This window comes from Wolbachia endosymbiont (group A) of Paraperithous gnathaulax, assembly GCF_964028485.1.
GTDB lineage: Bacteria > Pseudomonadota > Alphaproteobacteria > Rickettsiales > Anaplasmataceae > Wolbachia > Wolbachia pipientis.
Genome location: NZ_OZ034784.1, coordinates 743,907 through 768,130, shown reverse-complemented (window position 1 = coordinate 768,130; position 24,224 = coordinate 743,907). Strand labels below are relative to the sequence as shown.

Here is a 24,224-nt window from a genome sequence, read left to right as displayed (position 1 = left end):
GCGGTATGATGTAGGGAAACCTTTCTTGGGTTAGCTATATCAATAGCATTGCTTTAAAAAGAGTGCCCATATTTTCAGTCAACCTTAAGAATTCACTAAAGATCCTATTCTTTTGTTCATCACTTGCGCTTTTCATTAAAGCCTGGGTTCTTTCTTTTATGCCAAAAAGATATAAAAATTCCCTTTGAGTTAAAATCTCACAATCTACATGCTTTAATGGATCTCTTAACGCTTGAAAGTTCACAAGTGCGGTAATATCACTATTACCAACATTCTCAAGAAAATTAGCATACTTATGTTGTTTTATCGATTGCAAAGTGCTCTTATATGCGGGGTATACATAACCGTAATCTACAATCAAAGCAGCTCCTTTATTATTATATATCTTCTTCTCAAGTTTTTTTAATATTTCAACCCCAACTGAACATATTTCCACCACTGCACCATTAAAAAATTTTCCATTTGTCATCTGAGTAGCTGACACTGGAATCCATGATTCTTTTTTTCTGGATTCCAGTGTCACGCACTGGCATGACACCAAGAGACTGCCATCATCTTGTTTTGTCACCATATTTTCATACCACCCCTCATCATGATATACAAACTGATCTATCGGAAGAGCGTCAAAGAACTCATTTGCTAAAAAAATGGTTGGTTGTTCTGGTAGGTTGTCAATATTTTTGTGCCAATTAATACCTAAACCCTTTAATTTTTCCTTTTGTATCTTCTGTAAAGTAGGGCTTATTTCAACTAAGTGGATCAACATTGAATTAAAAAAGCTGCTGTATTTTTTAGTGACTCTTATTATATCGTGAATGAGTGTTCCTTTGCCTGGCCCAAGTTCAACTAGAGAAAATTTTGATGGCTTTCCTAATTTTTCCCATGTATGCATTATCCAAACTGCAATTACTTCACCAAATAATTGGCTGATCTCAGGTGCGGTAGTAAAATCACCATCCTTACCAAGCGGTAATTTACTTGTATAATAGCCGTATTTTTCATGGTACAAAACGGCATTCATGAAATCACTGATGGATATTGATCCTTGACTTTTGTCAATTAATTCGTGTATATAAGTGAGCATGTTATTAATAAATGTTTAACTATAGCGTGCCATAATATAAAATAGTAGAGTATTTATATATATAGTATAAACTTAAGTTTGTGAGTAATAGTGCTTCAGTTATGGACGACAAAAACACCGATTATGTTGCCCTTATACCTCAAGATGATAGTATTGAATACAAATTTGAAGAAGCTGTCAATTTTATAGAAAACAAGGTTATAAATGCTGATGGGCTAACTTTAGCGGAAGTGTTTCAAGTGCTAGTTCAAATGCTAAATGGTGATCTAGAATTGGTAAAAAAAGTACTAGCATGTGCTAATATTATGGCAAAGCATGGAATGAAGGTAGCAAAAGAGTCGCAATTAAGCAGAGCTGATGTTCGCCGAGCTTTGGAAGGTAGAGAAAGTGTTGTCAATAGACAAGATTTTATAAAGAAACCACCTCTTCCACCTGCTATAAAATCGACCAAAAAGAAAAGTAGAGGTCTTTAGATGGCTGAATCTATAAAAAAATTTACTGTACAATGTGACTTCAAAGGACAAAGTTCACCTTTTGCAATATACATAGGAAATCCAAAAAGTGATGCTCATCCAATTCATCATCAAGATTCCTGGCTTGTAAAAGAACGTGGAGGGAATATTCCTAATAAAGTAAAAGAAAGTCTACAAAAATTATATAAACTATCTCAAGAAAATGGAGTCTCTTTCTCAGAGTTATGCGCGTATGCCATTACTGTGGTTAGTAATAATGATAAAAAAAGTGACGACAAGGAGTAAGATAGTTTAATCCCTCAATATTTCATTTATAGAGATTTTCGATCTCGTCTTTTCATCCACTTTTTTTACTATGACTGCACAATAGGTTGAGATATTATTTTTAGATGGAATAGACCCTGGTACCACTACAGAATAAGGTGGCACTTCGCCGTAAAATACCTTGCTAGTTTCTCTATCAATAATCTTTGTTGATGCCCCAATAAACACGCCTATGCCAAGGACTGATCCTTCTCTCACTACCACACCCTCGGCCACTTCGCTACGTGCTCCAATAAAGCAATTATCTTCTATAATGACAGGTGAAGCTTGAATAGGCTCAAGAACTCCACCTATTCCCACTCCACCGGAAATATGACAGTTTTTTCCTATTTGCGCACAGCTACCAATCGTTGACCAGGTATCTATCATTGTTCCTGAATCAACATATGCACCAACGTTGATAAAACTTGGCATTAGAACAACATTTGTACCTATATAAGCAGATCGGCGAACAAAACACCCAGGAACTGCTCTAATTTTTAACCGGCGAAATTTCTCCTCATTCCATTCACTAAACTTGTTACCGATCTTATCAAACCAGCAATTGGTATTATCTATTATTTTATTTTCTTCGGTGAGAAAATGTAATAATATTGCTTGCTTTATCCACTTATGTACTACCCATTCTCCACTTGATAGCTTTTCTGCTACTCTAATTTTGCCACTATCAAGGAGCTCAATTACCTCTTTAATTGCTATTCTTGCTGTTTTCTTTAGATTACAGTCATTAAATTTTTCTCTATTTTTCCAAATATTTTCTATCTCACTCTGTGTTTTTTTTAGTTGCAAACCTTCCATTTGTTATATATATATTGATATTAAATTTGTAGCTCTGTATCATTTGAGCTTGTTACTACTTTATATGTAAGTGCTATGAAAATACAATGTAATAGTTGTACTAAAACTTACTTAGTATCTCCTAAGCAAATTGGCGCGTCTGGAAGAAAGGTAAAATGTACGAACTGCAATCACATATGGCATGAATATCTAGAAGAAGTGTCAAACAAATCGCACTCTGCTAATATACAGGAAAAAAAAGTTAGTGGAAGGAATTTTTTACAAAATCTAGCATTTACCACTCTAGCTTTTGCAACAGCTACAGGGTTATGCGTCGTAATTGCTAACGGCATCTTTCCTAGAGAGATGAACAAAGCATACAAAACGATCAGTTTATACAAGGATTCAATAAGCTATAAATTAGGGTACAAAAAAGAACAAACAGAAAGTCCAAATGTAAAAAAACTTGCTGTAAATAAGTTTTATCAAGACTACCTTTTTTTATCTAATTTAAGATCTAGTTAAATAGGCATACCGATATCGGTCTCTAGCTACTCAGATGGTGCTTAGGGTGACAGAGTTTTGAAAATAAGTTATTTTTTAGCAAAAAAGGCAGCTCATGAGTATTAAAATTGCACCTTCTATACTTTCAGCAGATTTTGCAAAATTAGGGGAAGAAGTAAGAAAAATTAGCGATTTAGGTGTGGATTACATACACATAGACGTTATGGATGGGAATTTCGTTCCAAATATTACAATTGGTCCTAGCGTTGTTTCTGCAATACGTAAATATAGCAATCTTCCTTTTGATGTGCATTTAATGGTCAAATCTCCTGGTAACCACATTGAAAGCTTTATAAATGCTGGTGCTGATATTATCACTGTACATGCAGAAGCAGAGATACACCTTGAGAGGTTGATAAGAAAGATAAAGTCATACAAAAATGTAAACGACGAAAAAAAACCGATTCAAGTTGGAGTTTCAATTGTTCCTTCAACTTCTCCAAGTGTGCTTGAATACATAATACATGAGCTAGATATTGTGCTGATTATGACAGTCAACCCTGGCTTTGGAGGGCAGGAATTCATTCATTCACAGTTGAACAAGATATCTACTATAAAAAAAATGATACAAGAGCGTAACCTTAAAACACAAATTTCAGTAGATGGTGGAATTAACTTTTCTAACGCAGCTGATATAATAAAAGCAGGTGCAGATATTTTAGTTGCGGGATCGGCGATATTCAAGGCTGAAGATATTAAGAAGGCCATAAACTATCTTAAAAATCCATTGTTGTGACCCTATATAGCTAAAGTGGCTTAGGTTTACCTACAATTTGAAAAACAACAAATTCGTCATTCCGCTACTCGTTAGCGGAATCTATACCGCGAATGAATTGCGGTATGACGTAGGGAAACCTTTCTTGGGTTGTATCAGTTCAGGAGAGTGGTTTAAGAAACAATAGATAGAAGGTTTTGGAAAGCCCATTTGTTTCCATGTTAAGTATAACGAAATTATCCGTTCAAGTTCCCCACTTCGATTGGGTAAAATATGAATTTTGCGATAAACGACATAATGCCGTATCTGCTGTTCAGCATGGTTATTTGTCAGCGGAATGTTTTCTGGGTCATCTAAAAAATTCCACATTATTCTTTCAGATTTCAAAATATTTTTTGCAACTCGAGAAGCTCCAATTGCTTCAGGTAAGCGGCTTCAAGTAATACCTTGTACGTTTTCGCAACTTTCTGGCACGTCTGGTAAATCTAAAAACATCTATCTCATTTTTTAGCAAGGCCTTTTTTAGTGCAAATAATTCAGTGGCTACGTTTCTTAAGTAACAGCCCAGAACTTTAACTTCAACTATGTGCTAATCTTTCAAAATCTCTTGATAAATGTGCCCAACAGATTTGCCTGTTCTTATCGGCAAAGTAGTTGTATGCTGCGTACCTGTCGTAAGCTATTGCGATTGCAGAACTTACTATTTTGTAAAACCTTCATTCCTCTTGACTCTGTCAATTTTATAAAACTTGCTGTATTACTGGCAAACATCCAGCACCAACCAAGTTTACCTTTGTTATAATGGCTCGTTTCATCGATATGCAGAACTTCACTTTTACTTACTTCTTGCTCGATTTGCTCATATGCTTCTTGGCATTTTTCTGCAACTCTAGCCTCGCTATTTGACACGCTACCAACACTGATGTCCAGGTTGAAAATATTTTTATAATATTTGCTACTTCTCTTTTCGAGTTCTTGTAAAATCCGCTCAGCGCCGCGATTGTTGACTTAACTTTTGGACCAAATGTATCCGCAGTAACACCTTCTGGTAGCCTGCTACTTTTTCTTTTTCCACACTTGCAACAGCGGCCATTGGTATTCCACAACATAAGGCTTAATTTCTGGCAAATCAACTTTTTGATGAATGTATGGCTCTTTCGATATCGCAATTTCTCCTCCGCACTCGCAAGAACTCTATTTTCACCACTTCATCTGCCTCCATTTTAGGGCGATACTTTCCTTCATGCCCAATCTGTGCCCCTATTTTCCTGTCACTTTTTTTCTTTTTCTTCTTTAGCTTGTATAACTCTTTTGAGCTCGGTATCGATGAATTTTGTGAATTCAGACCTAGTCTTTCTTTCAATTCAGCATTTTCGATTCTTAGCGCCTTATTCTCAGATCTAAAATTTTCGTTTTCTATCTCTAACCTCTTTATCTCTGCTTTTAGTTGCTCTATCTCTATTTTAAAGCTTTCACAGAGCTTGAGAAGACTAGCTAGTAGATCAGACATATTTACCACACATACTACTTGTGATATTATGTTTTTAGCACTCCTTGTCTACTTTTTATTTTACCGCTCCGCTGAACGGATACCTTTTTTTACTGTTTGAGTATGTAAGGATTATGACGACCTATCCCAAACCTCAACTATATCCTCACTAAACTCTATTATCTTTGTTTTTTTAAACTGATAACAGTTGTTAATGAATTGAATCCCTAAATCTCCTACAAAAGGAGTGGCATCATTGCCTAAAATTTTACCACTGCGGCATATTATCAACCTGTCGATTAAATTACACTTTAATAGTTCTGTGATTAACACTCCTCCACCTTCAACTAATAATCTTGTTATACCAATTTCTGAAACAAGTTTTGATGCCATGTCCTTTAGGTAGGCTTTGCCTGCATCGTTTGAATTGACTTTCAAGTAGTTAATGTTTTTTATTTTTTTCTCTACTTCTTTATTTGTGATGACCCAAGTTATTACTTTGTCTGCAGTCTTTGCAATGTTATGCTCTTCCTTTAATCTCCCTTGACTATCTATAATTAGCCTTATTGGCGATCTACTTCCGAGTCCTGGTAATCTGCAAGTTAAGAGTGGATCATCATTAATAAGAGTATTGCTGCCGATCATAATTGCATCATATTTCGTTCTGAGCTCATGCACCCAGTTTCTCGTATTTTCACTTGTTATCCATTTGCTATCGCCTGTAAATGTTGCGATTTTTCCGTCAAGAGTTGTTGCGACTTTGCAAGCTATAAATGGTCTATGTAATTCTTTAGTGGTGAAAAAACCGACATTCAGTTCTTTTGCCTCTTTTTGCATAATACCTTGCTCAACTTCAATTCCTGCTTCTTTCAGAGCTTTCATGCCTCTGCCTGAAACTCTACTATCTGGGTCAATAGTTGCAATTACTACTCTTTTTATGCCAGCTTTTATGATTTTTGCAGTGCAAGGCCCCGTGACTCCGTGATGACAACATGGCTCAAGAGTGATATATATAGTTGCGCCATGAGTTGAATCTTTAGCGTTTTGCAAAGCGACTACCTCCGCATGCGGACGCCCACCAATCCCTGTATATCCCTCACTAACAATTGTACCATCTTTTACAATAACACACCCGACAGCAGGATTTGGTGCAACATTTCCAAGATTTTTTTCTGCAAGCCTTAATGCAATTGACATGAAATGATCATCAGTCATTAGAAAGAAGTCATTTCGTATGAGGTATCAAAAATTCTTCTGTGCTCGTGTATAGCAAATCTATCTGTCATACCTGAGATATAGTCACATATTATTACTGAACGCTGAGATTCACAAGCGAGTTTGCTCCACTCTGTGGGAAGTAATCCTGGGTTTTCATAAAAACATTGAAAGAGTTCCTGTATTATGCGTTTTGCTTTGTTCATCGTTCTACTCAGTTTATAGCTTCTGTATATTTTCTCCATGTTGAATCTTTTCATTTCTTTTGTAGCATTCGCAACTTCTGGTGAAAATGTGACTAGCATTTTATTTAGACTTCTTACGTCTTCTACGCTTTTTATTTTGTGATCTTCAATATTTCTTTCAGTCTGAGAAACAACATCACTTATCATAGTTCCTATAGTTCCACTCAGTGATTCATGTATGAGTTTGCTCTGAGGCAATTCTGAATATCTGCTCCTTATGTCTTTAAACATTTTTTCAATTAAAGGAACATTCAGCAAATCTTCGATGGTTACTAAATTCGCCCTGAGTGCATCATCAAGATCGTGAACACTGTAAGCAATATCATCGGCAATTGAAGCAACTTGCGCTTCAATGCTTGAAAATTCTTCAAGCTTTAGATCATATTTTTTGTTGTATTCTAATAACAGCTGATTATTTGTAGAAGACTCCGCGTTTTGACCAAGCAAGGGACCGTTATGTTTTGCAACTCCTTCAATCACCTCCCAACTTAGATTCATACCATCAAAATCAGCATGTTTTTGTTCGAGGTAAGTTAAAATCCTTATAGCTTGAACATTATGATCAAACTCATACTTCTCGTTATCAAGATTCAAATCTTGAACTGATTTCTTTAGAGCATCTTCACCTGCATGACCAAATGGAGGATGACCAAGATCATGTGCGAGCGCTATGCATTCAGTGATATCCTCATTTAAGCCAAGTCTACGCGCAATGGACCTTGCAATTTGTGCAACTTCAAGGCTATGAGTAAGCCGAGTGCGATAGTAGTCGTGCTCATAATTGATAAAAACTTGTGTTTTGTACTCCAATTTTCTAAACGCATTAGAGTGAATGATACGGTCCCTATCACGCTGAAAGCAGCTGCGATTCTCATCTTCTGGCTCTTTGAAGTATCTCCCTTTTGTTTTGCTTGGAAAACATGCATAATTTAATAGAAAATTATTGTTTGACATGTAAAATTTCTACTATAATAAGTTATCAATAATAAACGGTGGTTACTATGTCAACAAATTACAACATCAACTTAACTGATAATGCACTAAAAAAAATCCACTCTCTTGCAGAGCAGGAAGGGGATAAGAGTTCCATTTTACGGGTTGCAGTTTCAGGTGGTGGATGTTCTGGCTTCAAATACAATTTTCTTATGGATCAAATGAATAAAAATCTATCTTTGGATGATGAAGACGATGATTACGATGATGAGTTTGATGACGAAGACGAAGATGATGACTATGAAGAAAGTGAGGACTATAGAAGCCACTCCAGTTTTAGCGAAAAAGGTAAAGATATAGTAATTAATGATGAAAATGGAAACCCTGTATTAATGGTTGATAATTGTTCAGCAAAATTTTTAAATAACTCAGTTATAGATTATACTGAGGATCTCAGTGGTTCTGGTTTTCAAATAAAGAATGCCTTTGCTAAGTCTCAATGTGGTTGTGGTAACAGTTTTTCGGTTTAATTATTACTAAAACTTAGATGCCTTCTGGATCTTTTAAACATGGGTGGTAATGTAGCACTAGAACTAACTTCCGTAGATAAAAGCTTCAAGAACAATTCTGCTGTTGTAAAGGATATCAACTTAAGTGTCACAAGAGGGCAAGTAGTAGCGCTGATTGGCGATTCAGGTGCAGGGAAAACAACTATATTGCAAATCGCAGGCTTGTTGGACAAGCCAACTTCAGGTATAGTTACGATAGATGGAATAAATTGCACACAAGCCAGTAATAAGCATAAAACTCATGTAAGAAGAAATTTTCTTAGTTTTGTTTATCAATTTCACTATTTGTTACAAGAGTTATCGGTGTTGGAAAATATTATGCTTCCTCAACTCATTGCAGGAAAAAGCAAAGCTGAAGCAAAAAAAAATTCGCAAGCAATGTTGGAAAAATTTGGTCTGGAAAACAAAGCAAGTAGCATGGTATCTGAAGTTTCGGGTGGGGAAAGGCAGAGAGTTGCAATTGCAAGAAGCATTGTAAATTCTCCAAAGCTTTTACTTGCAGATGAGCCAACAGGAAATTTAGATCCAACAAATTCTTTTAAGGTGTTTTTACTGCTACATTCATACGTAAAGGAAAATAACAGCTCTATGCTTATAGTAACACACAATCATCTCCTTGCAGAAAAGGCAGACTGCATTTTCCAATTGAGAGATCGATCATTAGTGAAGTTGTGAATAGGAAAAATAGCACAATTTCTATGCCCTATACTTATCTAACCAATGATCATTAACAGAGTATAACTCGCATGAAATGCTTTCATTGCTTTTTATACACGGACTTTTTAACTTACGCTGTTTACTTAGGGAACACCCCGATAACATAAACACAGCTAAAACAAAAAATAATAGCTTTTTAAACATAACAAAACCTTTTCATTTATATTACTACACTCATTTCTCTTGTTTGTAAAGATTAGGCATATTCTTTTACCCTTACCTCTTTTTTGACCTTTTGAGAAGAAATAGTTGCACTATTCAAGCGCAGTTTTATATAATTGTCCACGATTTGAGTCACTTCCTCTTCTTTATCCTTTAGAAAGTGATTAGTATCATCTATTATATAGTATTTCATGTGATCACTTCTTACTGAATTTATCAACCTTTTTGCTAATTCTGTTACATCGCTTTCTTCTGAGATTGTATCATTACTGCTTTGTATTATAAGCCCAGAAACTGGACAGGGAGAAAGAAAAGAAAAATCGTACTTAGTTACCGGAAGAGAAAGAGCAATAAAACCCACTATCTCAGGGCGGCGCATTGTTAGCTGCATAGCCACCCATGCTCCAAAAGAAAAACCAGCGATCCAAATTGGAACATTGCTAGGATTATGTTCCTGAAGCCAATCAATGGCTACCGCAGCGTCAGTTAATTCTCCTATACCCTTATCAAAAGTTCCGGTAGATTTTCCCACACCACGAAAGTTAATTTTCAATGCAGAAAAATTGTTATCGATAAAAGACGTATATGTACTATGTACAATTTTACTATCCATATTACCACCATATTGAGGATGATGATGTAAAACCAGCACAACCGGCGCGTTGGCATCTTTGCTTTGGTGGTATTCACCTTCTATCTTTCTTGTTGCATTATTCAAAAAAACTTCAACCATGGTAACCCCTAATAAGAACCCGCTTGACAGGTATTAATGACGTGAGTTATTAATTATGTATTAATTTCGCTGTTTTTGCAATAAATTTTTTATCGTGTTAAAGCTAACGTACATAGTTATGGCTATAGTTGATGGTAAACTTATTTAAGTGACAGATGAGTCCATTCTCTTTAGAAAATAGTGGTTACGTATATGCTGATTACAATGCAACTGCTCCAATTAGTGAAAATGTAAAAAAAAGTATATTTGAGGTCTTGTTAAAACAAACGCTCAATCCATCATCACTACATAAAAGAGGACAAGAAGCGAGGAAGATTCTTCAGGATGCAAGAGATAACGTACGTGGTGCTATTGGCGTTTCAAGTGATAAAGAAATAGTTTTTACGTCTGGTGCAACTGAAGCGAATAACCTTGTTATGAGAGGAATAGCAGGCTACCTGCATATAATTTCAGCTATAGAGCATCCTTCAATTCTTAATTCTGCATGTAATCCATATATAATACCTGTTAATCAGGAGGGCATTGTTGACTTTTTAGAGCTAGAAAAAATTCTAAGCGAACTTAAAGGAAACAAAGCAATAGTTTCAGTTATGATGGCAAATAACGAAACCGGAGTTATTCAACCTATTGAGGAAATGGCTAAAATAGTACACAAGTTTGGAGCAATTTGCCACACTGACACTGCTCAAAGTGTTGGGAAAATTAAAGTTAATATGGAAGATTTAGGAGTGGATTTACTCACTTTATCCGCCCATAAATTTGGCGGTGTAGCAGGCAGTGGAGTTTTAATATTCAATAAAGAACTTGCGATAGAACCTATTATAATAGGTGGTGGACAAGAGAAGGGATTTCGTGGTGGTACGGAAAATATTGTTGCGATTGCAGGCCTTTCTGCTGCACTGCAAAATATTCCAGACCTTCTATCAAAAATGGATGAAGTAAAGGAGCTACGTGATCAATTAGAGTGTGAATTATTAAATCTTGCCAGTGACATAAGAATCTTCGGTAAAAACTCTAAGAGGCTGCCAAACACAAGTTTTATTTATATGCCAGGAGTAAAGAGTGATGTGCAGCTTATGCATTTTGACTTGAATCATATTGCAGTTAGTAATGGCTCCGCATGTTCTTCTGGAAAAGTTGAGCCTTCCCATGTTTTGCTTGCAATGGGGGCAACAAAAGAGCAAGCAGAGTGTTCAATTAGAATCAGTATAGGTCCAGAAACTAAACCACAAGACATAAAAAAAATAGTGGATTGTTGGTATAATATCTACAAGCAGAACACCTTGGTATAGATAATACGTGGTATCATGCAGGCACTGGCCGAGCATTAGATGTAAAAAATTACTTTACAACCCCGCGGTATCTCTAGATCCCGCTAACAAGCAGCGGGATGACGGTTGTTAGGCTAGCTGTCATCCAAGTAGCTGACACTGGTTCCTTTATGACGGCAGTGCCCCTATGGTGTCATTCCAGTGTCCTGATACCAATTCCCATTACACGGCAAACAGATGGACAAAGATGGAAGAAAAGCCATAATGAAGTAAGTAAAATAGTTGAGGTATAAATGGCATTAAGATCAAAATTATTGGATGAAAAAGTAGTAGAATCAGCAAAAGAAATGCTGAAGAAAGTAAGGAATAATGCATATGTTTCAAAAAAACTAAATGCTGTAATTGCAGCAAAAAAGTACAGTATAACGGCTGTAGCAAAAATATATTGCATTTCAAGAAGCGCACTAACTTCGTGGGTAAAACTCTTGAAATTTGGCAGAGAAGAAAAACTGTTTGCTCCTCCACAACGCCGTAGAAAAACTAAATTAAATCAGGTTCAACTACAGCAAATTGAAGAGTGGATAGAAGAAAATCCTAATATTACCATTAAAGAAATGAGAATAAGAATCCAGGAAAAGTTCAGATTAAATATCAGCAAATCTACAGTACACCGCTATATGCAAAAGATGAAATTCTCATATATTACACCAAGACCAGTTCATAATGGACAAGATAAAAGCAAACAAGAGGAATTCAAAAAAAAATCTCAATGGAGCTATTAGCAAGTATCCAGAAAAAGAGCTATTTTTCTTTGATGAATCACGGTTTGGCACACATTCAAAGGTTGGACATGGGTGGTTTAAAAAGGGGATTAGAACACAGGTTAAAACAAAATTAGGTAGGCAAAATTTCTATCTCTATAGTGCGGTTAATCCTAGAAATGGAGAGAGTTCTAGCTTATTTGCACCAAATGTCAACACTGATTGCATGAACATATTTCTTGAGCAGATGTCGCAATATCTAGAAACACGAGAGGCTTTTCTTGTTATGGATTGTGCTAGTTGGCATAGGTCAAAAAATTTAAAGGTACCTAAAAATATCGATATTATATACCTACCTCCGTACTCACCTGAGCTAAATCCTGTTGAGAGGCTTTGGTTATATATAAAACAGAACATTTTGCGCAATAAAATATACGATACAATTGCTCTGCTTGAGGGTGCTTTGTGCAAATTTATTACTTCTCTTGCCAGCTCCACAATTAAACAACTCTGCAATGTCTCCTATTTGACTGGCCAACAATGAGAGTTGGTATGACTACTTGGATCTAGCAAGCTTTGCTTGCAAATAAGTCTAATACGTGTCGCGTTTTATGCCAAAACACAATTGGAGTTACATGCAAAATAGATCCCAGACTGGGATGACAAAAAAAGAGCACTGGAATGACACCATTTGCTGTGCAATTTACCTTCAAAAATGAATGTTCGTACAGCTATGGATTCATTCGCGGTATCTCACCATAGATCCCGCTGACAAGCAGCGGTATGACGGTTATCAGTAAACATGAATTACTTTAGCTATGCAATCAGGCTTCCTAAAAACACTTTGTAGCCAATCAATTCTTGAGTATAAAAAGAATTCCTTTAATAATAAGGTATGCTAATCAGGAATTTAATAAAACAAGCAACTCAAGTAGGAAGCAGTGAAAATGCAATACGGTATGTCGAATATCTCTATCAATTTGAGAAGTTTAGAAACACATTAAACCTCACTTTATCACTAATAAAGCAAAACAGGCTCTCATTTGAAATATACCAAGAGGGATTAGTGGATATGGAAGAGGGAGTGTGTAAGACAATCAGGTCTTCCAGTGTAAATAGATATGTTATTGTACTGAGGAAGTCAAACCCATACATTATAGTGCATGAACTTTCACACATGGTTGAAAATGAACTGAACTTAAGTTTGGAACAGGAATTTCTCCATAAAGTTTACCAGGATATTGAGCAGAACCTAAAGCAAGCAAATATTCTTGTGCAGAAAATTATCGGCCAAGTTATATTTAAGGAGATACAGGCTTATCAAACTGCAAAATCACGCGCATCTGAATTATTTGCACGCTATTTTGAGCTATTTGCTTGGGCGTAGGAGGTTTACCCTAAAGATAAAGAATACTTAATCCGCACTCAAGACTTAAACAAAGTGTTCCTTGCTACTGACCAATGGAAAAAGAGCTACCTGGATCCACAAATAATGGAGAGAGTAGATAAAGAAATCAAGGAATACAGCAATAAAACTGTCTTTAAAGATGTAACCAAAGTGCAAAGCAGTTGGACTAATAAATTTTCTCCTGGGGGCAAAAAAATTAGCTCTATATTTGGAGATGATGATTAGCTTATAGTGCAGGTTTTCCTACGTCATGCCGCCGCGAACCGTCATACCGCGATTCATTCTTTTGGTGTACGAACATTGCAATTTGCAGGTAATTTTAGTAGTAGATGGTGTCATTCCAGTGCTTGACACTGGAATCCAGGAATTTGGATTGGGCACTAAGTTGGTGAGCATAAAAGTGGCTGATCTTATGTTAAAACACAACGTTCTTGGTGAGATTACGGCAAGGCTGGATTCCAGTGTCAAGCACTGGAATGACACCATTTGCTGTGCAGTTTACCTTTAAGAATGAATGTTCGTACAGTTGTGCGCGGTATCTCATCAGCTAACACGTAGCGGAATGACGGTTGTCGGTAAATCTTTTAGCTATAGAAGTTAACTTTGCAGTTAACTTCTACAGCGTTTCAAAGTATAGTTTTGGTAATACAGTAACTAAATATACATGAAAACCATTTTAGCTGTTGAAACAAGCTGCGACGAAACTGCAGTAGCGATTGTAAATAGTGACAAGCAAGTCCTTGCTCACAAGATTCTTTCTCAAGTAGAACACAAAAAACGCGGTGGGGTGATTCCTGAGATAGCTTCACGTGCTCATATGGAACATTTAAGTGGCCTGATAAAAAGCGCTGTAAAAAAATCTAACCTTAACTTTTGTGACCTCAATGCAATTGCAGCAACATCAGGACCAGGACTCATAGGTGGATTAATAGTTGGTACAATGATGGCTAAAGCAATTGCGCATGTAGCACAAAAACCGTTCATTGCAGTGAATCACTTAGAAGCGCATGCATTGGTTATTAGGTTACTGCATGAGGTAAAATTTCCATTTTTAGTCCTATTAATATCAGGTGGTCACTGTCAATTTTTAATTGCACAGGATGTAGGCAAATACGTTAAACTTGGAGAAACGCTTGATGACTCGCTGGGTGAAGCGTTCGATAAAGTTGCTAAGATGCTGGGTTTAAGCTACCCAGGAGGCCCATTAATTGAAAAGTTGGCTAAAAAAGGCAATGGCACAAGATTCAAACTGCCAAGGGCAATGATAAAACGTTCTGGATGTAACTTTTCGTTTTCTGGAATTAAAACAGCAGTAAAAAACTTAGTGCAAGAACTGAAAATGAGCGAGCAAGATGTGTGTGATGTATGTGCTTCGTTTCAAGAGTGTATTAGTGACATACTGCTGGACAGGGTTAGTAATGCGATTATTATAGCCGAATCTTTAAATATCAAAATCAATGACTTTGTGATTACCGGCGGAGTTGCAGCAAATAATTTCTTGAGAGAAAAATTAAAGCAACACATAAACTTAAACATATTTTTTCCTCCCAACAACCTATGTACAGATAATGCAATAATGGTTGGATGGGCAGGAATTGAAATGTTACAGAAAAGCTATATAGATTCTCTCAATTTTGCACCAAGACCTAAGTGGGAGTTAGAGAGTTATTAAAAGCTCTCAATTCTGAATTATAGCTAAAGTGACTTAGGTTCTCTAATTGCACATAAGTCAACAATAATTTTCACACAAATCAAAACAGCATATCTTCTCCATAATCCTTGGTAATTTTACATAAGTTAAAAGTAGCATATGGTTCTCTCCGCGGTCTGAGATGACAATAAATTTGTCAAGCCGCATTATACTTGTTAGGCGGAAGTGGACGGCAACATGTTTACCACGAAGTCTAACTAAGTTCTTGCTTGTCCCTTCCATCGGCATTGCTATCTTTATTTTCAATAAAATTATTGTCCTATGCTCTTTTGATGTTTATTGATAATAAAATTCTGTTTTATCAACCAACATCCTATGCATAATTACAGCTAATTTTCTTGCTACTGCTACAATTGCTTTTTTCATTCCTTTTTTCTTCGCAACCACAGTTTTTAATTTAAATGTCCTCTTGGTAACTGTAAGCATTGTTTGTGCAGCTTCATATAACATACTTCTACATTCCGCTGGTCCCATCTTTGATATGCTGCCATGCCGATCAACTTCTCCAGAAGAATATTGCCTTGGTGTCAACCCTATATATGCTCCAACTGTATCAGATTTCTCAAACCTATGTGGGTTATCAATTGCAGCTTTATACGTCATTGCTACTATAATCCCCACTCCTGGAACAGTAGTTAACAATTTACAATCATCGTCTTTTTCACCTTGTTCTGAAAGCATTTTGTCAAGCTTTCTTAATGACTTTTCTATTGCTTCCAAACTACAAACTAACGCTTCAATTGAACTCCTACTGATTTCATCCAAATTATTTATTGCCTCTTGTATTCTTAAAGCGAAAGTTTCAAATTTTGATCCTTTACCGACCATGTATCTTCAACAACCCTCTTATTGTTCCAATAACCTGCTGTTTGCTACACATTAGCTGTCTTCTGCTTCCAAGCGCTATTTTAATTTGACAACTGATTTTACTAACACTTCTCATCATCTGCGCTATACCCCTCGCATCGTTTTTATCATTCTTATTGATTCTTGCAGACAACGCTGCTGCCATATGCCTTGCATCTACACAAATTACTGGTAATCCAAAACTCCTTAACTCTTTGCACATTGATATTGACAACTATCCACTTTCTATTCCTATGGGTTCGTATTTTTTGCCTTGGCTAATCTGCTATTGCCTTACTTTCGCTTGCAACAACTTCTTCCTTAACAACTTTTCCTTTCTCATCAACGATACTTATAAAAGTTTCTTTTAATGAGATCGCTATAATATTTCATGACTACTGTAAAAGTTTAAATTATTTTTGAAGAACCAATTCATTGAATTTGTTACTTCGTGCTAAAATAATGGAGTATGTCTCTCCATCATTCAATAGCAATTACAGTATGTTTAGCTATAATTTGAAAAACAAAAATTCGTCATTCTGCTACTAGTTAGCGGGATCTAGAGGTACCGCGGCGGCATGACGTAGGATTGCTGTCATCCCGCTGCTTGTTAGTGGCTAAGAGATACTGTGAATAAATCACGGTATGACGGTTAAGTATCCCGCTACGTGTTAGCGGCTGAGATAACGCGAATAAATCGCGGGATAACGTGTTGCTTGGGTCAGCTATAGAAGCAAAACTCATCATTTTGAAAGAGGAGGAGATTTTTCCGGACCCTCAGCGGAGATTGATTTTGGATCTGATAATTCTGTATTTACCTTGATTGGCTCTAATGGAGTTTTCTGCTCTTCCGGTTTATCATCTGGAATTGGAACAGGCCAATCCATAATGTTTTGCGGTATAACTTCTGCTTCTTTAGCTTCTTTTTGACCTGTTGAAGATGATGCATCAACTCCTGCATTTTTGGTAACTTCTTGTTTTAGTTGTTTATTTTCTTCTTGCAGTTGCTTTAAATTTTTCTTTAACTCGTCAATCTCTCTTATTTTTTGTTTTAATTGTTCAGATATAGTTAGTTTGTCTCTAGTCAATTTTTTGTTTTCTTGTCTTAACCCACTAGCTGTTCTGCTTGAGTTGTTGTTTACAGCTTGTATACCTTGGTCTTGCTGCTGCATGCTTGTTCCTCTACTTTCATATTCAACTTCAGTTTGAGTTGATGTAGCTGCCTGACCTTTTTCCTGCTGTAATATGTTCTGCAGTTGCTCTAGACTCTCTTTGACAGATGCCAGCTCTTCCTGTGTACACGTTAACATCCCTTCCTTTTCCTTAAGTTGATATTGAAGTTTTTCTATTTCCCTCTTCGTATTTTCTTCGCTTAGCTCATCTGCAAGTGATCTTCCAGGTTCAAGTTGTCGAATTTTCCTCTCTAAGTCTTCCTTTTCTCTCTGTAATCCATTTAATTCTTTAGACAATTGGTTCGCCGTTTCAGCCAATGTATTGTTTTCCTTTTTTGTTTCCATTAACTGTTCTGCCAACTGCTTTTTATGATCATCGTTTAAACCTTCCACTATTTTCTTCAGGTCATTCTCCAAATTTGCATTCTTTTCCTTTAGTACAGTTAAATTAGCTTCACTTTGCTTCAATTTTCTCTGTAATTCTTTATTTGCCTCATTTGTTTCACCTTCCTTATCTTTCAACTGATCATTTAAGTTCTTTATTACATCATTTTTATCCTGTAGTTCTTCCTCTTGTTCCTTTATTCTTTGACCTCTTTCAAATATCGCTCGCTGTTGTTCATTGACTTTATCTCTCAAGGAGTCACGTTCTAATCTTAGATCCTCAAGCTGCTTTGCCTGCACTGCAAAATATTTAGCAAATGTTTCTTTTTCTTCCTCTAATTCCTCAACTTCATCTTTTAATCCTTCTTGCTCATACTCTTCTTCATCACCAGACATATCATCCTCAAATATTTCATCTTCATCACTAAATTCACTGCTGGTGGATATAGAACTTCTACGTGAAGAAGGTGTGCTAGGAGAGGAATACCCACTTCTGCTTGGTGTAGGTGACTGTGGTGATATATGTAGATCTTTTGTAAATATTTCCTCTGCTGGTACTTGCTGATCGTCTACACTCTTGGATATGCCAGTAAAAGCTTGATACAGAGTTTTTCCGTTGATAAAAACTTCTTTATTTTGTCCAACTAACTTTAATACTTCTTCTGAACTCGTTATTCCTCCAAATTTTGGCTCACCAATAACACTCTGTATACCACCAGAATCCAATTTTACGGTCATGCTACAGTCTATGCTGTTACCTTCAGAATCCTTAGCCTGCCAATTAATGGTCATTTCACATGAGCTTGAACCAGTAAAATCATAGTGCCTTTCGCTGCCTTTTTTGGTTGCAGTTATTTGACTATCTTTCCCTAAAGATATGTTATAAACCTTACCTTCACTGCTGGTCCTTAAAATATTGCTAATTTCTATTGGTTTTTCTTCATTTTCAAATCTAATTTTGAAGTCATTATCCTTTGTTGGATACACTAAGAAATTTTGACCAGGCAGAGACGACTTAAGTTCTTTATGCATTGCGTCTATTGATTGCTCAAATTTTTGGAACTCCTTTTCCCACTTTAAATTTATCTGTCCTGTAATGTCCTCATCTTTGCGTAAAGGACCAATAAAGTACCAGATTAAATTTTCTTCCTCCAGTCTTTTGATAAAATCCTGAAGATCGTTGCAAGATTCAATGACATTTAAAGTATCATTTTTCTTTTGTTCATCTACATCTAAACTTTGACTTTCAGCTATAAATACATTTTCGTTTTCCTGTGGCATAATTTTACATTTTAAAAAATATACTATAATATTAACAGATTTCTTTAAAAAAATCAACTAATTGTTGGATAAATAAACTTGAGCATTTGGCCAAAATGTTATATAGTAGTCACTTCAAGAAGTACAGTATGGACAATACCATTATAAGAAAATACGATATTAGAGGTATAGTAGGCAAAGATTTGCAGATTAATGATGGGTACGAGATAGGTAGAAAGTTTGGCCAAACCGTAGCTAGTGTTTGTGTCGGCTACGACAGCAGAATAGATTCACCAGGTATAGAAAGAGAATTAATTAGGGGCTTAACTTTATCCGGTGCAAATGTTATACGCGTTGGACTATGCTCTTCACCTATGCTTTACGCTGCAACACAAATCACACAGGCGGATCTTGGTATCATAATAACTGCCTCTCATAACCCCAGCGAATATAATGGCTTTAAATTTTTTAGTAATAAAAAAGTCTTCTCAGATCAAGAAATGAAGGAAATTATAAGCAGTCCAATTAAAAACAGCACAAGAATTGGAAGCTTAATTAACATAAATATATATAGTGAGTACATTAGCATATTGAAAAGTGCAGTGAAGAATAATACTACACAGAAATTAAAAATAGCCTGGGATTGTGGAAATAGTCCAGCAAGTGGAATTATAAGGTATATTGAAAAGATCTTGCCTGGTCATACGCACATCGTAACCAATAACTCTATAGATGGGGCATTTCCACTGCATGATCCAGATCCCATAGAGGAAAAAAATCTTGCTCAATTAATTGACATTGTGAAGGAATATGGATGTGATCTTGGCATTGCGCTAGATGGCGATAGCGATAGGGTGCGCTTAATTGATAATAAAGGCAACGTTGTTTCCAATGACCATTTATTTATAATTTTTGCACGTGAAGTGTTGGAGGAATATCCAGAAAGCAAAGTTATTGCTAACGTAAAAATGAGTATGAAAGTGCATGATTTTGTTAGAAAGTTAGGAGGGCAAGTTATCACCTGTGCTACTGGACATTCACTAGTTAAGAAGAAGATGGTAGAGGAAGAGGCAAAGTTTGCTGGTGAATTAAGCGGGCACTTCTTCTTTTCTGAGCTAAGTTTTGATGATGGGCTATATTCTGCTGTTAAAGCAGTTGACATTTTGCTTAAGAAAAACCAAAGCCTATCTCAGGTGATTGAGGATTTACCGAAGTTATATATCACTCATGAAGTGAAGATTGTAGTGAAAGATGAGAAAAAGTTTCAAATAATTGAGTCAATAAAGAAAACACTGGAGCAGCAAAATATTGTATTTTCAGATCTTGATGGTGTTAAGGTAACCGATAATAAAGGTTGGTGGCTTCTTAGGGTATCAAATACGCAAAACTGCATTACAGCAAGATGCGAAGGAGAGACTTTAGAGGGTTTTGAACTTACTAAAAAGGTTTTGTTCCATTACATTGATGAAGCAAGGTCTTTAAATTGTAGCTACTCACAGAAATAAATTTGATTTATAAAATTGACATGAAAGTATAAAGATAAATAGGCTAAATGTACTTATCACCTGGTCAGGCTGCAGCATTATTTCGTGTAACCGTTTGCGGGTCCACTTAATTCTGCAATTCTTTGATCTCACTCATGGAGAGGCCAGTAAACTTAACAATAGTGGTGACATCAACATTATTAGCCAGCATTGTTTTTGCAACTTCAATTTTTCCTTCCTTTTTAGCATCATCAAGTTTTTGTTCAAGAACAGCCCGTTCATCACGAATACGTTTTATTTCCTGTTCGTAGGCAATAAATTCTTTCTCTGACCAGTTGAATCTATTTAGTTCTTCATATGCCTTTTTAATTATTACATCACTACCTATTATCTTTTCCAATTCTTCTTCGCTAGTTTCATCTGCATATTTAAAATAATAGATCCATTTTTCAACTATACTCTCCAATTGGTCTTCTTTAGTTTTAGGAAATTTTGGTAACTCAATAAATGTAAAATAAAAATCTTTTAAATCATGTTCATAGCTATCTTTGTCTAACATTACATGATCTGACTTATACTCAGATTTATTAGGAAAGAGAATACAATCAGCAATAGCTATAAAAATGATTTCTTTAAGACCCTGATATTGATCACCTTTATCAGCTTGCCTTGAATAAGCTTTAGCAGCGTAATATTGAGCGCGTTTTTCAAAGCCTTTAGTTTTGGCAACTTGCATTTCGACTATTACTTGCACCCCATTTTCATCCCTGCAAAGAACATCAACGATACTTTGTTTTTTAGAGGCAATTTCAGCATCTTGAATAGTGCTGAGGAATTCTATTTCTTTTATTTCATCTTTGCCAGTGAACCCCAAAATATCATTGAGAAAGTGAATGAGGATGTCTTTATTTTTTTCAGTACCAAAAATACGCCGGAACGCAACATCATTCTTGGGGTCGAGAAATTTAGAAAGAGCCATAAAAAAATTTTTAAATGTATCTTTATATTATATATTCTTATTAATAATAATTCAATAATTTGTCGTCTTTTTTGTTAACTTTACTGATGTTGTTGTAAGGAACGTTGTTGCAAAATTTTGTAAAATTTATTATCCTAAGGTTTCAAGTTCTCACAGGTTTATTGGAGCTATATGTACAATGTGTTTATCAGTGAAAATCCGGAGAAAATGATGGGGGAAAAGTTAATACATTACTTTAGCCAGGGTAAATGCGAAGGCAATGCAGAAATGAAAAATCTGCTGGGAGGAAAGGGGGCAAATTTAGCAGAAATGTGCAATGTTGGCATTCCTGTTCCACCTGGTTTCACAATTTCCACCTCTGCTTGCAAAGTCTATTATCAAGACAATAGATCTTCTGTTATCCAAGTAGCTGACTACTCGGATCCAGAAAAAAATGTGGTCACGCACTGGAATGACATATGTAGTGGAATCAAAAACTACATGGCGATGCTCGAAAATGACATCGGTTGTAAATTTGGGGATTTAAATAATCCTTTATTAGTTTCAATACGCTCTGGTAGTGTTAGTTCAATGCCGGGCATGCTTGATACTATTTTAAATGTTGGTCTAAATGATGAAACCGTTGTTGGGCTTGCAAAAAAAAGTGGCGAACGTTTTGCTTACGATAGCTACTGCCGTTTCATCATGATGTACTCCAATGTTGTACTACAGCTTGATCATCACCTATTTCAAGATGTTGTTGATAATGAGCAGCAAAAGAGTGGAGCAAAAAGCTTAGCTGATGTTGATGTTTTAAAGAGAATTGTTAACGATTTTAAAAAGATAGTATATGAAAAAACTGAGAAACATTTCCCGCAGAACGTTGAAGAGCAATTGTTAAACTCAGTTAATGCAGTATTTGCCTCTTGGAAAAATGATAGGGCTGTTTCCTATAGAAGAATACATAATATTCCTGAAAACCTTGGAACAGCGGTCAACGTGCAAGCAATGGTTTTTGGTAATTTAAATGATAATTCTGCAACTGGTGTGATATTTACACGAAATCCTTCAACTGGGAAAAAAAAGCTTTTTGGTGAGTTTTTGGTTAATGCTCAGGGTGAGGATGTGGTTTCTGGTGTTTATACTCCTATGCCAATTGACGGAGAGCAAAAAAACACCATGGAGAAGTTGCTGCCAAGTGTCTACCTGGAATTATGCGCGGTATGTGAAAAACTTGAAAGGCATTATAAAGACATGCAGGATATCGAATTTACTGTGCAGGACGGTAAGTTATGGATTTTGCAGACTAGGTCTGGCAAGCGCACGGCTGAAGCTGCTATTCGCATAATAGTTGATATGGTAAACGAAGGAACGATTACAAAAGAAGAAGGAATATTGAGAATTGATCCAAAAACCTTTGACAATTTATTGCATCCAGTTCTTGACGTTAAGGGTGACCAGAAAGTAATAGGGAAGGGACTGCCGGCTTCTCCAGGGGTTGCTTCTGGATATGTAGTGTTTAGTGCAAGTGATGCTGAAAAAGCTGCAGAGCAGGGTAAAAAAGTGATTTTAGTAAGGTCAGAAACGAGTCCTGAAGATATTAATGGAATGAATGCTGCAAGTGGCATAGTAACAGCACGGGGAGGGATGACCTCGCATGCTGCTGTTGTAACCCGTGGAATGGGTAAGCCATGCATTTGCAGTGTGAGTGGACTTTATATCGATAAAGATGGAACTTTCTTTTCTGTAGGGGATACAAAAGTAAATAAAGGTGAACCAATTACCATCAACGGAGGAACAGGGGAGGTTATGCTTGGCATTCTTCCTACAATTTCACCTGAATTATCGCAAGAATTCAAAACGATAATCAACTGGATAGATGAAATCAAAACGGTCAAAGTGAGAGCGAACGCTGATACTCCAAAAGATGCAAAAATTGCAAAAGAATTCGGTGCAGAAGGTATAGGCTTATGTCGCACAGAACATATGTTTTTCGCTAGTGATAGAATCGAATTCATTCAAAAATTGATAATAGCTGACGATGAAAATGAAAGGGCAAATGCGCTCATTAAACTAGAAGAAATGCAAAAGTCTGATTTCAAAGAAATATTTTCTATTATGGAGGGCAGGGAAGTCACTATACGGTTGCTTGATCCACCTTTGCATGAATTTTTACCCAATGATCAGTCTACTATAGAAAAAATTGCCAAATCACTTAGTAAGTCAGTTGAGTCAGTAAAAAATAAAATAGCACAGTTATCAGAAAAGAACCCAATGCTTGGTCATCGAGGTTGTAGACTTGCTATTTCTCATCCTGAAATATATTGCATGCAGATTAGGGCAATACTTAGTGCTGCAAATGAGCTAAAAAAGGAAAAAAATGTAGAAATCAAGCCTGAGATCATGATCCCTTTTATAATGAATGAGAAAGAATTTATTCTGATATGCGAGCTAGCAAAGAAAGAATCCTCTGTCATCTCAGCTAGGATCAAGAAGCAGATTCCAGCGTCACGCGCTGGAATGACATCAGACAAGGCGTACTCAATTGGAACAATGATAGAGCTACCACGAGCGGCACTGATTGCTGATAAGTTAGCAAAACATGCAGAGTTCTTTAGTTTTGGCACTAATGATTTAACGCAAACAACCATGGGACTTTCAAGAGATGATTCAGTTAATTTCCTCGATTCCTATAAGAAAAACAACATATTTGACAATGATCCATTTGAAGTGCTGGACATCGAAGGGGTAGGGGAGTTAATCAAGATAGCCATTGAAAGAGGCAAAAAAACCCGAAAAGAAATAAAACTGGGTATATGTGGAGAGCATGGAGCAGATCCAAAATCCATAGAGTTTCTCATCGAATCAGGGGTGGATTACGTTTCATGCTCACCCTATAGAGTACCGGTTGCAAAGTTAGTGGCAGCACAGTTTAGTGTTAGATCTAAATTTGCTAGGTAAGTATAGTG

At 36.2% G+C, this 24,224-nt stretch carries 24 protein-coding genes and 1 pseudogene; 15 read left to right on the top strand and 10 right to left on the bottom strand.

What is annotated here, in order from left to right:
• Positions 1-34: 34 nt before the first annotated feature.
• Positions 35-1,084, bottom strand: a complete 1,050-nt coding sequence (locus tag ABWU74_RS04110; RefSeq protein ID WP_209473138.1) for a class I SAM-dependent methyltransferase — start codon at positions 1,082-1,084, stop codon at positions 35-37.
• Positions 1,085-1,185: 101 nt separating this feature from the next.
• Between ABWU74_RS04110 and ABWU74_RS04105 the strand changes: the two genes are divergently transcribed.
• Together ABWU74_RS04105 and ABWU74_RS04100 are read left to right on the top strand one after the other, a co-directional pair.
• Complete coding sequence (locus ABWU74_RS04105) at positions 1,186-1,557, top strand: hypothetical protein (RefSeq protein ID WP_022626336.1); 372 nt, start codon at positions 1,186-1,188, stop codon at positions 1,555-1,557.
• The gene (locus ABWU74_RS04100) at positions 1,558-1,842 is read left to right on the top strand and encodes a DUF2610 domain-containing protein (RefSeq protein ID WP_010962783.1); all 285 of its coding nucleotides are present in this window, start codon (positions 1,558-1,560) and stop codon (positions 1,840-1,842) included.
• A 6-nt stretch (positions 1,843-1,848) separates the two neighbouring features.
• Here ABWU74_RS04100 and dapD read toward each other — a convergent pair whose 3' ends face one another.
• On the bottom strand, positions 1,849-2,679 hold the full coding sequence (dapD, locus tag ABWU74_RS04095) for a 2,3,4,5-tetrahydropyridine-2,6-dicarboxylate N-succinyltransferase (RefSeq protein ID WP_077188288.1): 831 nt from the start codon (positions 2,677-2,679) through the stop codon (positions 1,849-1,851).
• A gap of 75 nt (positions 2,680-2,754) precedes the next feature.
• On the opposite strand from dapD, the gene ABWU74_RS04090 reads away from it, so the two are divergent.
• Both ABWU74_RS04090 and rpe read left to right on the top strand, forming a co-directional pair.
• Complete coding sequence (locus tag ABWU74_RS04090; RefSeq protein WP_010962781.1) at positions 2,755-3,183, top strand: zinc-ribbon domain-containing protein; 429 nt, start codon at positions 2,755-2,757, stop codon at positions 3,181-3,183.
• Positions 3,184-3,277: 94 nt separating this feature from the next.
• Positions 3,278-3,958, top strand: coding sequence for a ribulose-phosphate 3-epimerase (gene rpe / locus ABWU74_RS04085; protein WP_264706008.1), 681 nt, complete (start codon positions 3,278-3,280; stop codon positions 3,956-3,958).
• A gap of 152 nt (positions 3,959-4,110) precedes the next feature.
• On the opposite strand, the pseudogene tnpC reads toward rpe, so the two are convergent.
• The 3 genes and pseudogenes from tnpC to ABWU74_RS04070 all read right to left on the bottom strand — a co-directional run bounded on the left by tnpC (position 4,111) and on the right by ABWU74_RS04070 (position 7,840).
• A pseudogene (gene tnpC, locus ABWU74_RS04080) lies at positions 4,111-5,447 on the bottom strand (IS66 family transposase).
• Between the two features lie 111 nt (positions 5,448-5,558).
• Positions 5,559-6,641, bottom strand: coding sequence for a bifunctional diaminohydroxyphosphoribosylaminopyrimidine deaminase/5-amino-6-(5-phosphoribosylamino)uracil reductase RibD (gene ribD / locus ABWU74_RS04075; RefSeq protein ID WP_209473133.1), 1,083 nt, complete (start codon positions 6,639-6,641; stop codon positions 5,559-5,561).
• Entirely contained in the window at positions 6,641-7,840 is a 1,200-nt protein-coding gene (locus ABWU74_RS04070; protein ID WP_070356885.1) for a deoxyguanosinetriphosphate triphosphohydrolase, read from the bottom strand. Before ABWU74_RS04070 ends, ribD begins: the two co-directional genes overlap by 1 nt.
• Positions 7,841-7,887: 47 nt before the next feature.
• Here ABWU74_RS04070 and ABWU74_RS04065 point away from each other — a divergent pair, with 47 nt between their 5' ends.
• Positions 7,888-8,349: a HesB/IscA family protein gene (locus ABWU74_RS04065; RefSeq protein ID WP_010081891.1), complete on the top strand. Its 462-nt coding sequence runs from the start codon at positions 7,888-7,890 to the stop codon at positions 8,347-8,349.
• Positions 8,350-8,388: 39 nt separating this feature from the next.
• On the top strand, positions 8,389-9,063 hold the full coding sequence (locus ABWU74_RS04060; protein ID WP_007549198.1) for an ABC transporter ATP-binding protein: 675 nt from the start codon (positions 8,389-8,391) through the stop codon (positions 9,061-9,063).
• Between the two features lie 238 nt (positions 9,064-9,301).
• On the opposite strand, the gene ABWU74_RS04050 is transcribed toward ABWU74_RS04060, so the two are convergent.
• On the bottom strand, positions 9,302-10,000 hold the full coding sequence (locus ABWU74_RS04050; RefSeq protein WP_209473125.1) for an alpha/beta hydrolase: 699 nt from the start codon (positions 9,998-10,000) through the stop codon (positions 9,302-9,304).
• A gap of 155 nt (positions 10,001-10,155) precedes the next feature.
• On the opposite strand from ABWU74_RS04050, the gene ABWU74_RS04045 reads away from it, so the two are divergent.
• From ABWU74_RS04045 to tsaD, 7 genes are all read left to right on the top strand, one after another.
• The gene (locus ABWU74_RS04045) at positions 10,156-11,292 is read left to right on the top strand and encodes a cysteine desulfurase family protein (protein WP_209473123.1); all 1,137 of its coding nucleotides are present in this window, start codon (positions 10,156-10,158) and stop codon (positions 11,290-11,292) included.
• A 98-nt stretch (positions 11,293-11,390) separates the two neighbouring features.
• Positions 11,391-11,564 (top strand): hypothetical protein, encoded by a 174-nt coding sequence (locus ABWU74_RS04040; protein ID WP_353289213.1) that lies wholly within the window; start codon positions 11,391-11,393, stop codon positions 11,562-11,564.
• Positions 11,565-12,576 (top strand): IS630 family transposase gene (locus ABWU74_RS04035; RefSeq protein ID WP_094745768.1). Its coding sequence is split into 2 segments (ribosomal slippage): positions 11,565-12,026 and positions 12,028-12,576, totalling 1,011 coding nucleotides; the frame shifts between segments, so codons are not numbered across the junction.
• Between the two features lie 351 nt (positions 12,577-12,927).
• Entirely contained in the window at positions 12,928-13,419 is a 492-nt protein-coding gene (locus tag ABWU74_RS04030) for a hypothetical protein (RefSeq protein WP_353289212.1), read from the top strand.
• A 54-nt stretch (positions 13,420-13,473) separates the two neighbouring features.
• Positions 13,474-13,665, top strand: coding sequence for a hypothetical protein (locus ABWU74_RS04025; RefSeq protein ID WP_353289211.1), 192 nt, complete (start codon positions 13,474-13,476; stop codon positions 13,663-13,665).
• Between the two features lie 82 nt (positions 13,666-13,747).
• On the top strand, positions 13,748-13,948 hold the full coding sequence (locus ABWU74_RS04020; protein WP_209473119.1) for a hypothetical protein: 201 nt from the start codon (positions 13,748-13,750) through the stop codon (positions 13,946-13,948).
• 156 nt (positions 13,949-14,104) lie between these two features.
• Positions 14,105-15,112: a tRNA (adenosine(37)-N6)-threonylcarbamoyltransferase complex transferase subunit TsaD gene (gene tsaD, locus ABWU74_RS04015; RefSeq protein WP_209473117.1), complete on the top strand. Its 1,008-nt coding sequence runs from the start codon at positions 14,105-14,107 to the stop codon at positions 15,110-15,112.
• Positions 15,113-15,427: 315 nt separating this feature from the next.
• Here the strand turns inward: tsaD and ABWU74_RS04010 are convergent, their stop codons facing one another.
• The 3 genes from ABWU74_RS04010 to ABWU74_RS04000 form a co-directional block, all read right to left on the bottom strand.
• On the bottom strand, positions 15,428-15,979 hold the full coding sequence (locus tag ABWU74_RS04010) for a transposase (RefSeq protein ID WP_353289210.1): 552 nt from the start codon (positions 15,977-15,979) through the stop codon (positions 15,428-15,430).
• The gene (locus tag ABWU74_RS04005) at positions 15,969-16,220 is read right to left on the bottom strand and encodes a hypothetical protein (protein WP_010081945.1); all 252 of its coding nucleotides are present in this window, start codon (positions 16,218-16,220) and stop codon (positions 15,969-15,971) included. The genes ABWU74_RS04010 and ABWU74_RS04005 overlap by 11 nt, the downstream gene beginning before the upstream one ends.
• A gap of 520 nt (positions 16,221-16,740) precedes the next feature.
• Positions 16,741-18,834: a hypothetical protein gene (locus tag ABWU74_RS04000; protein ID WP_353289209.1), complete on the bottom strand. Its 2,094-nt coding sequence runs from the start codon at positions 18,832-18,834 to the stop codon at positions 16,741-16,743.
• A 128-nt stretch (positions 18,835-18,962) separates the two neighbouring features.
• Between ABWU74_RS04000 and ABWU74_RS03995 the strand changes: the two genes are divergently transcribed.
• On the top strand, positions 18,963-20,318 hold the full coding sequence (locus tag ABWU74_RS03995; protein WP_244663096.1) for a phosphomannomutase/phosphoglucomutase: 1,356 nt from the start codon (positions 18,963-18,965) through the stop codon (positions 20,316-20,318).
• Between the two features lie 106 nt (positions 20,319-20,424).
• Here ABWU74_RS03995 and ABWU74_RS03990 read toward each other — a convergent pair whose 3' ends face one another.
• Positions 20,425-21,276, bottom strand: a complete 852-nt coding sequence (locus ABWU74_RS03990; protein WP_015589151.1) for an Rpn family recombination-promoting nuclease/putative transposase — start codon at positions 21,274-21,276, stop codon at positions 20,425-20,427.
• A 210-nt stretch (positions 21,277-21,486) separates the two neighbouring features.
• On the opposite strand from ABWU74_RS03990, the gene ppdK reads away from it, so the two are divergent.
• The gene (gene ppdK / locus ABWU74_RS03985) at positions 21,487-24,216 is read left to right on the top strand and encodes a pyruvate, phosphate dikinase (protein WP_353289449.1); all 2,730 of its coding nucleotides are present in this window, start codon (positions 21,487-21,489) and stop codon (positions 24,214-24,216) included.
• Positions 24,217-24,224: the final 8 nt, after the last annotated feature.